The sequence below is a fragment of the Rhodococcus sp. NPDC003318 genome (assembly GCF_042879035.1).
GTDB lineage: Bacteria > Actinomycetota > Actinomycetes > Mycobacteriales > Mycobacteriaceae > Rhodococcus_G.
Window position 1 is genome coordinate 253,822 of record NZ_JBIAOU010000006.1, and the last position, 13,868, is coordinate 267,689.

Below are 13,868 nucleotides of genomic sequence, written 5' to 3' on the forward strand. Positions count from 1 at the left end.
CGCCCGCGGAACGGCGAGGCGCCTGGGATCTCCCGATACCGATGTCCGCGCCTCCGCGTCCGGGTTGGGAGTCTGGCTACGCCCGAGCGGCGCTCGGTCTCGACGTGCTGAGCGTGGTGATCGCCGACGTGTTCGTCTCGGCGGTCTACCACGACGTGACCGTTCTCGACCTTCCCGCCAATCTTGCTGTTGCGGTGGCGGTTCCGATACTCGCGCTGCTGTCCCTCGCGCTCAACCACGCCTGGGACCCGAGGATCCTCGGGTCCGGTCCCGAGGAGTTCCGCCGGGTCGCGTCGGCCTACGTGACGGTCATCGCCGTGATGGCGGTGGCCGGCTACGCGGTCGAGACGGCGGGCGGGCATTCGTGGGTGTTCGGGGCCCTGCCCCTCGCCGCGATGGCGTCGCTGACGGGTCGTTACCTGCTGCGCAAGTGGCTTCATCGTCGCCGGAGGTCGGGATCCTATCTGCGGTCGGTGGTCGCGACCGGCGACGAGGTGTCGGTGCGGGAGCTGATCCACCGGACTCGGGTGGCCACCCACACGGGGTGGACCGTCGAGGCGGTCTGCCTCTCGCGCTCCGACCCGGCCGAGGACCTGCCCCTGGAGGTCGACGGGGTGCCCGTCCTGGGCACCGAGCACGACATTGTCGGGATCGTGGCGCTGCGGGGTTTCGCCGCCGTGGCACTGCTCCCGTCGGTCGGGTGGTCGCCGTCTCGGACCCAACGCCTCGCCTGGGACCTCGAGGGCACCGGGGCCGATCTCCTCATCGCTCCCGCACTCATGGACATCGTTGGGCCCCGGCTGCACATCAGCCCGGTGGCGGGAACGCCGTTGCTGCAGTTGAGCGCGCCGCGATTCACCGGACCGGCCTGGGTGGTCAAGTCCGTCCTCGACCGAGTGCTCGCGCTCGGGTTGCTGATCGCGATGTCGCCGCTGCTGATCGCGGTCGGCAGTGCGATTCGGCTGACCAGCCCCGGGCCCGCGTTCTACCGTCAGACGCGGGTCGGACGGGCCGGGACGACCTTCGAGATGATCAAGTTCCGCAGCATGGTGCGCGACGCCGACGTCAGGCTGGCCGAACTGTCGTCCGCCAACGAGGGGGCGGGTGTCCTGTTCAAGATCAAGGACGATCCGCGGGTCACCCGGGTGGGTCACTTCATTCGGCGCTACTCGATCGACGAGCTGCCGCAACTGTTCAACGTGGTGGCCGGGCACATGTCCCTCGTCGGCCCCCGACCTCCCCTGATCGCCGAGGTCGAGAAGTACGACGACGGCGGCGTTCGGCGCCGGATGCTCGTCAAACCCGGGCTGACGGGCCTGTGGCAGATCAGTGGCCGCAGCGACCTCTCCTGGGAGGAGTCGGTGCGGATGGACCTCCGGTACGTCGAGAACTGGACGATGACTCTCGACCTGATGATCCTCTGGAAGACCGCCGCCGCCGTGTTGCGCTCGGAGGGCGCGTACTGACAGCTCGACCCACCGGACGGTCGGTGCCGTCCGTGTGGTGACCGTGCATGGATGATGGACCCGGTGAGCCGACGATCCGTCACACTGCGAGCCTCCGCCACACTCGTGCTCTGCGTCGCCCTCGCCGGTTGCACCCGGGACATCCGGGAACCGATCCCGCAGGACGTACCACCGCGACCGGGCGCACTCCTGCCGCCGATCGACGTCGACGGACCCGGCCGCACCGCAACCCAGCTCGTGGACTGGGCCGCGGGCGTGTCGGACTCGACCGGGATCTCGACGACCGCGCTCGAGGCGTACGGATACGCCGCCGCCGTGATGGCGCGGTCCCAGCCCGGCTGCGGCATCGCGTGGACCACGATCGCGGGTATCGCGGGCGTCGAGAGCAGGCACGGCACGTACCGCGGCGCGTCGGTGGCCGCGGACGGCACCGTCGCGCCGGTGATCCGGGGCATCCCGCTCGACGGTGGGCCGGGCGTCGCCGAGATCCCCGACACCGACGGCGGGGCCATGGACGGCGACCCCGTGCACGACCGCGCCATGGGGCCGCTGCAGTTCATCCCGGAGACGTGGCAGCGCTGGGGTGTCGACGCCAACGGTGACGGGGTGATCGATCCCGACAACATCGACGACGCCGCGCTCACCGCCGCCCGCTACCTGTGTGCCCGCGGCGGCGACCTGACCACCGCGGACGGCTGGCGTGCGGCGTTGACGGCGTACAACCTGTCGGTTCCGTACCTGCTCGACGTCCGCGACCGGGCGAACACGTACGCGACCCGCAGCCTGCCGTGATCCGCCTGAGGTCCCCGCGCGGTCGGTTGCTGCCGTTAGGCTCGGACCTGGCACCATGTAGCCGTCACGCCTTCGTCACGCCACCCATAAGGAGAAGCATCCGTGGCCATCATTGAGCAGGTCGGAGCTCGCGAGATCCTCGATTCCCGAGGCAACCCCACGGTCGAGGTCGAGGTGCTGCTCGACGACGGCACCTTCGCCCGGGCGGCCGTGCCGTCCGGCGCGTCCACCGGTGAGCACGAGGCCGTCGAGCTGCGTGACGGCGGCGACCGCTACAACGGCAAGGGTGTCGAAAAGGCCGTCGAGGCCGTCCTCGGCGACATCGCGCCCGCGATCATCGGGCTCGACGCCTCGGAGCAGCGCACGGTCGACCAGGCCCTGCTCGACGAGGACGGCACCCCCGACAAGTCGCGCCTGGGCGCCAACGCCCTGCTCGGTGTGTCGCTGGCCGTTGCCCGCGCCGCCGCCGACTCCGCCGGCCTGGAACTGTTCCGCTACGTCGGCGGCCCGAACGCGCACGTACTGCCGGTGCCGATGATGAACATCCTCAACGGCGGCGCGCACGCCGACACCGGTGTCGACGTCCAGGAGTTCATGGTCGCGCCGGTCGGTGCCGCCACCTTCAAGGAGTCCCTGCGCTGGGGTGCGGAGATCTACCACTCGCTCAAGTCGGTGCTCAAGGCCAAGGGCCTGTCGACCGGTCTCGGTGACGAGGGCGGCTTCGCGCCGGACGTCGCGGGCACCAAGGCGGCGCTGGACCTGATCAGCGAGGCCATCGGCAAGACCGGCCTGGCGCTGGGCTCCGATGTCGCGCTGGCACTCGACGTCGCGGCGACCGAGTTCTACACCGACGGCTCCGGCTACAAGTTCGAGGGCAAGGTCCGCTCCGCCGAGGAGATGGGCGCGTTCTACGCCGAGCTGCTCGGTCAGTACCCGCTGGTCTCGATCGAGGACCCGCTCAGCGAGGACGACTGGACCGGCTGGGTCGCGCTGACCGAGGCGATCGGCGACAAGATCCAGCTCGTCGGCGACGACCTGTTCGTCACCAACCCGGAGCGTCTCGAGGACGGCATCGCCAAGGGCGCCGCGAACGCGTTGCTGGTCAAGGTGAACCAGATCGGCACCCTGACCGAGACCCTCGACGCCGTCGACCTCGCGCACCGCAACGGCTACAAGACGATGATGAGCCACCGGTCCGGTGAGACCGAGGACACCACCATCGCCGACCTCGCCGTCGCCGTCGGCAGCGGGCAGATCAAGACCGGTGCCCCGGCCCGTTCCGAGCGCGTCGCGAAGTACAACCAGCTGCTGCGCATCGAGGAGTCGCTCGGTGACGCCGCCCGCTACGCCGGCGAGCTCGCCTTCCCGCGTTTCTCGTTCGACGCGAGCTAGTTCGAGGGCTTCGTGAACCAGCGCGGCAGGTCCCGACCGGGCAGCAGCCCGGGCGGCCGAGACCCCCGTCGCACACGCGACGGGGCAGGGACGCGACGCCCGTCGCGGACCCGGCCGACGGGACCTGCCGCGACCGGCAACCGCGGCGGGGACCAGGATCCCGCCGCGTCGCCGCCGTCGCCGACCGAGAAGCCGGTCGGCGCGCGGTCCTCGAAACGCGGCTCGGCCCGGATCACCCCGGAACGCACGTTCTTCGGGCTGTCGACGGCGCGTGCGGTGATCCTGGCGATGGTGGTGTGCGCGCTCCTGCTCACGCTCGTGGTGCCGCTGCGCACCTACCTCGCCCAGCGCAGTGAGGCCGAGCAGCTGGCCGAACAGCGCGAACAACTCGAAGCCGACGTCGCGCGTCTGACCCGGGAGAACGACCAGGCCGACGACCCCGCGTACGTGCGGGCCCAGGCCAGGGAACGGTTGCAGTACGTGATGCCGGGGGAGACCCCCTACCAGGTGCAGCTGCCGGGTGCGACCGCGCCGCCGGTCGAGGACCTGACCACGCCGAAGCACGACAACGACCCCTGGTACACCGACCTGTGGCGGCCGATCGTGGAGCCGCAGCCCACCCCCACCGAGACCCCCGCCCCGACACCGACGCCCGCACCGGCGCCGGACAGTGCCGGGTCGATGACCATTCCCCACGATCAAGGAGGGCCCACCGGGTGACCGAGCCGAGCGAGAACAACGTTTCCCAGGCGGACCTGGATGCCGTTGCCGCGCAGCTGGGTCGTGAGCCGCGCGGCGTGCTCGCGATCGCCTACCGGGCGCCCGACGGTGCTCCCGGCGTGGTGAAGACGGCGCCGCGGCTGCCCGACGGCACCCCGTTCCCGACGCTGTACTACCTCACCGACCCGCGCCTGACGGCCGAGGCCAGCAGGCAGGAGTCCGCGGGCGTGATGCGGGAGATGACCGAACGCCTTACCCGGGACGAGGAACTCGCCGCCGCCTACCGCCGCGCGCACGAGTCGTACCTCAGCGAGCGGAACGAGATCGACTCCCTCGGAACGGAATTCACCGGCGGCGGGATGCCGGACCGGGTCAAGTGCCTGCACGTGCTGATGGCGCACTCGCTGGCGAAGGGCCCCGGCGTCAACCCGCTCGGCGACGAGTCCGTGGCACTGGCCGCCGAAGGACCATTGCGCGGCACCGCGATTCCCGCGGACTGGCCGAAGTACGTCACACCCGCTGGAGGTGCGGAATGACTCGCGTCGCCGCGATCGACTGCGGCACCAACTCGATCCGGCTCCTCGTCGCCGACGCCAGTGACGACGGCCTGACCGATGTCGTCCGCGAGATGCGCGTCAACCGGCTCGGTCAGGGTGTCGACGCCACCGGGCGATTCGCTCCGGAAGCCATCGAACGAACCCGGGTGGCCCTCGAGGAGTACGCGGGGATGATCCGGGAGACCGGTGCCACCAAGGTGCGGATGGTCGCGACGTCCGCGACCCGTGACGCCGCCAACCGCGAGGACTTCTTCGCGATGACCCGCGAGATCCTCGGCGCCGTCATTCCGGGCGCCGAGGCCGAGGTGATCACCGGCGACGAGGAGGCGCGCCTGTCGTTCGCCGGCGCAGTCGGTGAACTCGACGCGTCCGCCGGCCCGTTCGTGGTCGTCGACCTCGGTGGCGGATCGACGGAGGTCGTGCTCGGCGACGGCGGTGGCGTGCACGCCGCGTACTCCACCGACATCGGCTGCGTGCGGCTCACCGAACGCTGCCTGCACGACGACCCGCCGACCGCCGAACAGATCGCGGAGGCACGGGAATTCGCCGCGAGCAAACTCGGCGAGGCCTTTGAGCGGGTGCCGGTCGAGCAGGCGCACACCTGGGTCGGGGTCGCGGGCACCATGACCACGCTCGCCGCGGTGTCCCTCGAACTGCCCGAGTACGACGCCGAGCGTGTCCACCTGTCGCGGATGTCGCTCGAGCGCCTGCACGAGATCAACGACCGGCTGCTGCACCTGACGCACGACCAACGCGCCGCGATCGCCACGATCCACCCCGGCCGCGTCGACGTGATCGGCGGCGGCGCGCTCGTCGCCGACGTCCTCGGCGTCGAACTGGCCCGCCGCGCCGGCATCACCGAACTCGTCGTCAGCGAACACGACATCCTCGACGGCATCGCCCTGTCGATCCTCTGATCCACCGGTGCCCCCGGGCACCCTCGCCCCCGTAGCCCAATTGGCAGAGGCAGCGGACTTAAAATCCGCCAAGTGTCGGTTCGAGCCCGACCGGGGGCACTCCGGGTGGGCGTCAGCGTCCGCGCAGGCCGATGAATCCGAGGACGCCGCGTCCGGCGCTTTCCAGCATGCCGAGCGGTTTGACCGCGATCTCCGCGACGTCGACGATCCGCTCGATCCGGCCGACGACGTATTCCATTCGTTCGACCACGGCCGCCATGCGCTGCACCGTGGCGTCGACGTGGTCGAGCGACCGGACGACGCGACTCAACGCGTCGTCGAGTCGGCCGATCGTGGAGTTCATGTCCGTCATCGTCGCGTCGAGACCGGACAGTGCCCCGTCGAGTCCGGTGAGGATCGTGTCGACCTGGCCGACGGTGAGGTCGGCGTTGAGGGCGGCTTGGGCGAGGGTGCGTATTCGTTGACGGTCAGGAGTGCGTCGTCCCGAACTGCCGGTGCTGCCCCCGTCGACCATGGCCCCGATTATTCACTCCGCGACGGCAATTCCGGGACGGTTCCCTGTTCCGGGGCGTGTCAACGGCCGTCCTCGTCGGGGATGTCGACCCAGTCGCCGCCGAGCATCGCCGGCCCGTCGCCGGGTGGCAACTCGTGCACGTGAGAAGCCGGCCAGAGCCGTTCTCGAATCTCCCCGGTTGCGCGTGCGACAGAATCCTTGAACCCGCGAAACATGGAATTCAGCAAACCATGCGCAGCGATCAATCGGTATCGCCACGATTCGGGAGGCGGTCTGTGGTGCGCGTCCGCGGTGGTTGCCGGGGCGGCCCGCCGGCCCAGGAGGGGGGGTGGTGGGCCGGCGGGCCTTCGCCGTTCCGCAGAGGGGCGACAACGGCGCGGGGGAATCGTAGGGCCTGATCACGGTGACGCGCGAGTATCGGACCTGCAGGTTTTCATGAACGAGCGTCCACTGCACGAATCCGGCGCCGCCGTACGGCGGCGCCGGAGCGCGGCACGTCACCCCCTCCGGGACGTCCCGCCGCCGACTGTATCCGGGAGCCGGTGGGTCTCGCGCGGGGGTGGCGTCATGCTCCGGTCTCCCGGCGCGGCTGCCGATCCTGAACGGGAGGTTCGACGGTGTCGGATGGCGACTCCTTGCGGTCCCGCAGGCGGATCATCGCTCCGAGCGTGAGCGCCGCGACAACGGAGATCGCGAGCCACGCGAGGAGCAGGAGGATCCAGACGGCCATTCCTCCATGGTGTCAGTCCGCCGCGATTCGTGGCACACATCGCGGGTGTCGGTCGAACGACGGACGAGAAGACGCAGGCGAGGTGGTGTGCGAAGCTGCGAAGGCGTTGCCCCGCCCCCGGACCGCGGGTCGGGTCCTCTTCGGGAAAGTGGTCGCACCCATGCTCGACTCGTTCTGGGATTTCCTCTGGTACACGCTGCTGGTGTTCGCCTTCGTCGCGTACCTGTTCATCCTGTTCCAGATCCTCACGGACCTCTTCCGGGACCACAAGGTCAGTGGATTCGTCAAGGTCGTGTGGATCATCTTCCTCATCGTGTTCCCGTATCTGACGGCGTTCGTGTACCTGATCGTGCGGGGTCGTGGCATGACCGAACGCACGGTGGAGGCGAACGCCCGGGCCAAGGAGGCCGCCGACGCGTACATCAGGGACGTGGCAGCCACGACGCCCGCCGACGCGATCGCGTCGGCGAAGGCACTGCTGGACTCGGGCGCGATCACGCAGGCCGAGTACGAGCAGCTCAAGGCGAAGGCGCTCGCCTGACGTCCGATCGGTAGTACTCGCGAGCCCCCGCTCGTTCGCCGGACCCGGCGTGACGTGCGGGGGCCGCCTTCGTTTCGGGCCTTCTCCGGGGCGGCGGCGGGGCCGTTGTGACCGACATCACGTGTGTGTCGTACGAAAGTCGGAAAAGGCCTGGACCTGGCGTTTTCTCGAAAGGTCCAAACAAGATCAAGTTTTGATAAATATTTGGTCACAATCGACGTGTCGAGATCGTTTCGTTACCTTCAAATCCGTTCTGGGGGACCCACGGCCGGCGCCCACCACGCCCACCGGCCGTGTCAACGAAGACGGATTGAAGGAAACAGCTGTGGCCCATCACCACAGGACGGTTACCCGTTCTCACTCGCTCACCCGCCGCGTCAAGGTGGCGGCGGTCGTCGCCGCCGCCGGTGCCATCGCCGTCGCAGGCGTCCAGTTCGGTGCCGGTGCGGCCGACGCCCAGACCCTGCAGCTTCCGGCCGGCGTGCTGCCCGCCGGTGTCCAGTTGCCCACGATCGAGGTGCCGAACGGACCCGTCGCCGACTGGGCCGCCGGATTCGCCGTGCCGCTGGGACCCGGCAGTGCCGCGCCCTCGCCCGTGCACCGGACCGTCCAGCCCGTCTCGGGCACTCTGAGCTCCGGGTACGGTGCCCGCTGGGGCACCCAGCACGGCGGCATCGACATCGCGGCCTCGATCGGCACGCCGATCCTGGCCGCGGCGGACGGTGAGGTCATCTCGGCCGGTCCGGCCTCCGGCTTCGGGCAGTGGGTCCGAATCCGGCACGACGACGGGACCATCACCGTCTACGGCCACGTCGACACCTACTCCGTGCACGTCGGTCAGCGTGTGGCCGCGGGCCAGCAGATCGCCACCGTCGGCAACCGTGGTGAGTCCACCGGCCCGCACCTGCACTTCGAGACGTGGAACGCCGCGGGCAGCCGGATCAACCCCAACGACTGGCTCGGCCAGCGTGGAGTGGTGCCGAACTGGGGTTCCTAGTTCCGATCCCGGTCGGCATCCGAACGAACGCCACGCCGGGTGACCGGCGGAGGCGTTCGTTTCCTGGACGCGCCGAGACCAAGTTGTTATCTTCGGTCGCGACAAACGGTGCTCAGCGACCTGGGTGCCGCCGACCCGAAGATACGGATGGGATACCGACCGTGGCAGATCATCGCAGTTCAGGCGCGCTTTCGCCGGTGCCCTTCGCTGTCCACCCGGGCGTCGCACGCGGTCGCCACCGCGCGCCCGCGCAAGGTCACGGAACGGGGGTCAAGGCCGCGACAGTGGCCGCCGCCACCGGCGCGATCATCGTCGGCGGGGTGCAGTTCGGTGGTGCCTCCGCCTCCGCGGCCGCGGTCGATCTTCCCGCCCTGCCCGCCGAAGTCACGTCCGGTCTGCAGTCGCTCGGCGTCGAGGTGCCCGCGACCGTCGACGTGCCCGACCTCGCCGCGGACTCGATTCCGGGATTCGCGACCGCCGAGCAGTGGCTCGAGGATCAGCACTTCGGGTCCGCGGTGCCGCTGCGAGGGCGCACCGTGCAGCCGGTTTCCGGAACACTGACCTCCGACTTCGGTTCTCGCTGGGGCGAGCATCACGGCGGCATCGACATCGCCGCACCGATCGGCACTCCGGTGCTCGCGGCCGAGGACGGCACCGTGATCTCCGCCGGCCCGGCCTCCGGGTTCGGACTGTGGGTGCGCGTCATGCACCCGGACCGCACCATCACCGTCTACGGCCACGTCAACGACTACCAGGTGACCGTCGGGCAGGAGGTGTCCGCGGGACAGCAGATCGCCACCGTCGGCAACCGCGGTCAGTCGACGGGCCCGCACCTGCACTTCGAGGTGTGGGACCCGCAGGGCACCAAGGTCGATCCCTCCGCCTGGCTGCGGGACAAGGGCGTCGCCGTCACCTGGGGCAACAACGGACGCAACGTATGAACCGGGATCCGATCACCACGCGTGGCCCGCGATCTGCCAGGATTCGACACTCGTGACCGACACCACCGTCGCACCGTCGACACTCGCCGCACTCCTCTCCTCCCGCTTCAGCTGCCGGGCGTTCCTTCCCGATCCCGTCCCCGAGGACGTGATCGTCGAGATCCTGACGATGGCGCAGCGCACACCGTCCTGGTGCAACACCCAGCCCTGGCAGGTCGCGGTCACCGACAGCGAGGCCACCGACCGGTTCCGGCAGGGGCTCGCCGAGGCGGTCCGGACCGTCTCGCAGGCGCCCGACATCGAATTCCCCGGCAGCTACCACGGCGTGTACCGCGATCGGCGCAGGGAATGCGCGCTGCAGCTGTACTCGAGCCTCGGCATCGCGGGGGACAGGCAGGCCTCCGCCGAGCAGGCGATGAGGAACTTCGACCTGTTCGGAGCACCGCACGTCGCGATCGTGACCACCGACGCCGCGCTCGGTACCTACGCGGCCGTCGACTGCGGTCTCTACGTCAACACGTTCCTGCTCGCCGCGCAGAGTCTCGGCGTCGCCACCGTGCCGCAGGCCGCGCTGGCCGGGTGCGCCCCTTACGTGCGGGACTTCTTCGACATCGCCGACGACCGGAACGTCTTGTGTGCCATCTCGTTCGGCTACCCGGACCTGGCCGACCCGGCCAACGGGTTCCGCACCGGCCGGGCCGACCTCGAATCCGTCGTCACGTGGGTGTCGAACTGATCGAGGCCCTCGCCTGACACACTGGGCGGGTGCCGGTCCCCGAGGAACTCTTCGCCACGCTGCGGCGTCATCCCGACGTCGAAGCGCCCAACCTTCATGCCGTCGACGCCGCCGACCGCCTGATCCTCGACGAGGCCGCCGAGGCGGTGGCCGCGGCGGGACCGGGTCGGGTCGCGGTGATCGGCGACCGGTACGGAGCGCTGACGCTCGGTGCGATCGCCGGGTTCGGTGCGAACGACGTTCGCGTGCACCAGGATCCGCTCACCGGTGAACTCGCGCTGGCCGGCAACGCCGACCGTGCCGGACTGGCGGACAGCTACCGGCGGTGTGAGCTCGGAGCGGAACTGCTCGCCGGTGCGACCGTCGTCCTCGTGCAACTGCCGCGAAGCCTGGCCGCCCTGACGGAGATAGCGGAAACCGTTGCCCGATATGCGGATCCGTCGGTGACGGTCTTCGCGGGAGGTCGCGACAAGCATCTCACCCACGCCTTCAACGAGGTCCTGGCGACCTGCTTCGGCGACGTCCACGCCACCCGCGGCAGGCAGAAGTCGCGGGTCCTCGTCGCCGCGCAGCCGACGCCGGTGCCGCCGACCTATCCGCGGACCGAGCACCTCGCCGACCTCGACCTCGACGTCGTCGCGCACGGCGCCGCATTCGCCGGCGCCACCCTCGACATCGGGACCCGCTTCCTGCTCGACTTCCTGCCGCGCACCGATCCCGCCGCGCGGGTCGCCGTCGACCTGGGGTGCGGTACCGGGATCCTCGCGGTCGCCCTGGCGCGGCTGCGACCCGACCTCGACGTGATCGCCACGGACCAGTCGGCCGCCGCGGTCGCCTCCGCCGCCGCGACCGCCGCCGTGAACGGGGCGGCGCGGGTCACGGTGCTCCGGGACGACGCGATGTCGAGCCTCGCGGAGGGCAGCGTGGACCTGATCGTGTGCAATCCACCGTTCCACGTCGGGGCCGCGGTCCACACCGGCGCGGCGCTGGCGATGTTCCGGGCCGCCGGGCGCGTTCTGCGGTCCGGGGGCGAGCTGTGGACGGTGTACAACTCGCACCTCGGATACCGGTCCGCACTGCGGACCGCGGTCGGGGAGACCGACCAGGTGGGGCGTAACCCGAAGTTCACGGTCACGCGCTCGGTGGCGCGGTGATCCGGGCGGCGTACCGGTAGAGTCCGAATTGTCCGGCCGTGGGGAACTCGTGGACGGACACCGCTCGTTGAAGAAGTACACGGCCGGACAACACCGGCCGGACCGGCCCCCACGGGCCCGCCACAGAAGGGACACGCACGGTGCGCACCACCAGCAACCCGGTGTTCCGCAACCTCCCGAAACAGGAGGGCGGATACGCCTCGTTCGGTTCTGCCGCGGCAGGCGCCGGGCAGATGACCCAGCAGTTCGGCCAACCGCAGTACACCCAGGCCGAGCCCTACACCACCGGACCCGCCCAGCGGTCCATGACGATCGACGACGTCGTCACCAAGACGGGCATCACGCTCGGCGTGCTGTCGATCACCGCGATCATCTCGTACGTGCTGGTCAACGACAACATCGACCTGGCCGCTCCGTTCGTCCTCATCGGCGGACTCGTCGGCCTGGTCCTCGTCCTGATCGCCAGCTTCGGCAACAAGATGGACAACCCGGCGATCGTGCTCGCGTACGCCGCGGCCGAGGGCCTGTTCCTCGGTGCCCTGTCGTTCCTGATGACGTTCGAGATCTCCGGCGTCAGCGCCGAGACCCTGATCGCGCAGGCCGTGCTCGGTACGTTCGGCGTGTTCTTCGGCATGCTCGTCGTCTACAAGACCGGAGCCATCCGCGTCACCCCGCGGCTGACGCGGATGATCATCGGTGCACTCATCGGCGTCGTGGTGTTGTCGCTGGGCAATCTGATCGCCAGCTTCTTCATCGACGGCGGCCTCGGCCTGCGCGACGGTGGCGGACTCGCGATCGTCTTCAGCCTCGTCTGCATCGGTATCGCCGCGTTCAGCTTCCTGCTCGACTTCGACGCCGCCGACCAGTTGATCCGCGCCCAGGCGCCGGAGAAGGCCGCGTGGGGCGTCGCCCTCGGCCTGACCGTCACCCTGGTGTGGCTGTACGTCGAGATCCTGCGGCTGCTGAGCTACTTCAACAGCGACTAGCAACCACCCCGCCGGACGGGCGGTTGCCGCGCATTCCTCTCGGGGAATGCTCGGCAACCGCCCGTTCTGCGATCGCTGCGGCATCATCGTCCGATGACCTTCGACTACTGCATCGTCGGCGCCGGCATCGTGGGGCTCGCGACCGCGCGGGCGCTGCTTCGGCGAGCGCCGGGATCCTCCGTGGTGGTGCTCGAGAAGGAGCCCGACGTCGGTGTCCACCAGACCGGGCACAACAGCGGCGTCATCCATGCGGGCATCTACTACGAGCCCGGCAGCCTCAAGGCGGACCTGTGCAAGCGCGGAGCGGCGGCGACGAAGCGGTTCGCCGACGATCACGGCATCGCCTACCGCGTCACCGGGAAACTCCTCGTCGCAACCGACACCGTCGAACTCGCGCGCATGGAGAACCTGGTCGAGCGGGCCCGGATCAACGGCATCGCGCACCAGCGGCTCGACGCCGCCGAACTGCGTGACCGCGAACCCCTCGTGTCGGGTCTCGGAGCGCTCTTGATCGAGACCACCGGCATCATCGACTACCGGTTGGTGTGCCGCGCGCTGGCCGACGACGTCCGGGCGGCAGGCGGTGAGGTCCGCACCGGCGCCGCCGTCGTCGAGATCTCCGAACGACCGGACGCCGTCACGATCGCCACCCGGGACACCACGGTGACCGCCGGGACGCTGATCGCGTGCGCCGGACTGCAAGCCGACCGGATCGCGCGGCTCGCCGGGCTGCCCGTCGACTTCCAGATCATGCCGTTCCGCGGTGAGTACTACCGGCTGCGGCCGGAGAAGTCGTCGATCGTGCGGCACCTGATCTACCCGATTCCGGACCCCGAGCTGCCGTTCCTCGGCGTGCACCTGAGCCCGACCATCGGTGGCGACATCACCGTCGGACCCAACGCGGTCCTCGGTTTCGCGCGGGAGAAGTACCGGCCGTTCGCCTTCGATCGCCGCGACGTCGCCGAGATGGTGCGTTTCCCGGCGTTGCGGCGGGTCGCCGCCGCGAACGTGCGCACCGGGTTCCGGGAGATGCGCAACGCGATCTTCAAGCGCGGCTACCTCGACGAGTGCCGCAAGTACTGCCCGTCGCTCGAACTGGACGATCTGCAGGATCGGCACGCGGGCATCCGCGCGCAGGCGGTGCTCCGGGACGGCACCTTCGTGCACGACTTCCTGATCCGCACCACGGATCGGATGGTGCACGTCGTCAACGCGCCGTCGCCGGCGGCGACGTCGGCGCTGCCGATCGGGGAGCTGATCGCCGAACGGGCGGGTACCTGAGCTCCGGCCGAGTGGCCTGCCCGGTACCCGCCCGTTCGGCGGTGGAGAACTAGTGTCCTGAGTCTGAAATGGTGGTTCAGTTGTTAGAGTTGCCCATGGCAACTCGGGGTCCACGTCCGACGGAGATTGTGCTCAGCGACGCTG

The 13,868-nt window shown here is 69.8% G+C and carries 15 protein-coding genes and 1 tRNA gene; 14 read left to right on the plus strand and 2 right to left on the minus strand.

Annotation, left to right across the window (positions count from 1 at the left end):
• The first annotated feature begins 41 nt into the window (after positions 1–41).
• The 7 genes from ACFYVR_RS13330 (at position 42) to ACFYVR_RS13360 (ending at position 5,943) form a co-directional block, all read left to right on the plus strand.
• Positions 42–1,466: a sugar transferase gene (locus tag ACFYVR_RS13330; RefSeq protein ID WP_387473630.1), complete on the plus strand. Its 1,425-nt coding sequence runs from the start codon at positions 42–44 to the stop codon at positions 1,464–1,466.
• Positions 1,467–1,517: 51 nt separating this feature from the next.
• Positions 1,518–2,258, plus strand: coding sequence for a lytic transglycosylase domain-containing protein (locus tag ACFYVR_RS13335; protein ID WP_387473633.1), 741 nt, complete (start codon positions 1,518–1,520; stop codon positions 2,256–2,258).
• Between the two features lie 102 nt (positions 2,259–2,360).
• On the plus strand, positions 2,361–3,650 hold the full coding sequence (gene eno, locus ACFYVR_RS13340) for a phosphopyruvate hydratase (RefSeq protein ID WP_387473635.1): 1,290 nt from the start codon (positions 2,361–2,363) through the stop codon (positions 3,648–3,650).
• A 12-nt stretch (positions 3,651–3,662) separates the two neighbouring features.
• Positions 3,663–4,370, plus strand: a complete 708-nt coding sequence (locus ACFYVR_RS13345) for a septum formation initiator family protein (RefSeq protein ID WP_387473637.1) — start codon at positions 3,663–3,665, stop codon at positions 4,368–4,370.
• On the plus strand, positions 4,367–4,906 hold the full coding sequence (locus ACFYVR_RS13350; RefSeq protein WP_387473639.1) for a DUF501 domain-containing protein: 540 nt from the start codon (positions 4,367–4,369) through the stop codon (positions 4,904–4,906). The genes ACFYVR_RS13345 and ACFYVR_RS13350 overlap by 4 nt, the downstream gene beginning before the upstream one ends.
• Positions 4,903–5,844 carry an exopolyphosphatase gene (locus tag ACFYVR_RS13355; RefSeq protein WP_387473642.1) on the plus strand — a complete coding sequence of 314 codons (942 nt, stop codon included), beginning with the start codon at positions 4,903–4,905 and terminating at the stop codon, positions 5,842–5,844. Before ACFYVR_RS13350 ends, ACFYVR_RS13355 begins: the two co-directional genes overlap by 4 nt.
• Positions 5,845–5,869: 25 nt before the next feature.
• Positions 5,870–5,943, plus strand: a tRNA-Leu gene (locus ACFYVR_RS13360).
• A 13-nt stretch (positions 5,944–5,956) separates the two neighbouring features.
• Here ACFYVR_RS13360 and ACFYVR_RS13365 read toward each other — a convergent pair.
• Positions 5,957–6,358: a hypothetical protein gene (locus ACFYVR_RS13365; RefSeq protein WP_387473644.1), complete on the minus strand. Its 402-nt coding sequence runs from the start codon at positions 6,356–6,358 to the stop codon at positions 5,957–5,959.
• Between the two features lie 565 nt (positions 6,359–6,923).
• On the minus strand, positions 6,924–7,088 hold the full coding sequence (locus ACFYVR_RS13370; protein ID WP_387473646.1) for a hypothetical protein: 165 nt from the start codon (positions 7,086–7,088) through the stop codon (positions 6,924–6,926).
• A 160-nt stretch (positions 7,089–7,248) separates the two neighbouring features.
• Here ACFYVR_RS13370 and ACFYVR_RS13375 point away from each other — a divergent pair, with 160 nt between their 5' ends.
• The 7 genes from ACFYVR_RS13375 to lhgO all read left to right on the plus strand — a co-directional run bounded on the left by ACFYVR_RS13375 (position 7,249) and on the right by lhgO (position 13,724).
• Positions 7,249–7,629, plus strand: a complete 381-nt coding sequence (locus ACFYVR_RS13375) for an SHOCT domain-containing protein (RefSeq protein ID WP_387473704.1) — start codon at positions 7,249–7,251, stop codon at positions 7,627–7,629.
• Between the two features lie 325 nt (positions 7,630–7,954).
• Positions 7,955–8,626 (plus strand): M23 family metallopeptidase, encoded by a 672-nt coding sequence (locus ACFYVR_RS13380; protein ID WP_387473649.1) that lies wholly within the window; start codon positions 7,955–7,957, stop codon positions 8,624–8,626.
• A 161-nt stretch (positions 8,627–8,787) separates the two neighbouring features.
• On the plus strand, positions 8,788–9,567 hold the full coding sequence (locus ACFYVR_RS13385) for a M23 family metallopeptidase (protein WP_387473652.1): 780 nt from the start codon (positions 8,788–8,790) through the stop codon (positions 9,565–9,567).
• 52 nt (positions 9,568–9,619) lie between these two features.
• The gene (locus tag ACFYVR_RS13390) at positions 9,620–10,303 is read left to right on the plus strand and encodes a nitroreductase (RefSeq protein ID WP_387473654.1); all 684 of its coding nucleotides are present in this window, start codon (positions 9,620–9,622) and stop codon (positions 10,301–10,303) included.
• A 29-nt stretch (positions 10,304–10,332) separates the two neighbouring features.
• On the plus strand, positions 10,333–11,457 hold the full coding sequence (locus tag ACFYVR_RS13395; protein ID WP_387473655.1) for a class I SAM-dependent methyltransferase: 1,125 nt from the start codon (positions 10,333–10,335) through the stop codon (positions 11,455–11,457).
• A 140-nt stretch (positions 11,458–11,597) separates the two neighbouring features.
• Positions 11,598–12,443, plus strand: coding sequence for a Bax inhibitor-1/YccA family protein (locus ACFYVR_RS13400; RefSeq protein ID WP_387473657.1), 846 nt, complete (start codon positions 11,598–11,600; stop codon positions 12,441–12,443).
• Positions 12,444–12,536: 93 nt separating this feature from the next.
• On the plus strand, positions 12,537–13,724 hold the full coding sequence (gene lhgO / locus ACFYVR_RS13405; protein ID WP_387473659.1) for an L-2-hydroxyglutarate oxidase: 1,188 nt from the start codon (positions 12,537–12,539) through the stop codon (positions 13,722–13,724).
• Positions 13,725–13,868: the final 144 nt, after the last annotated feature.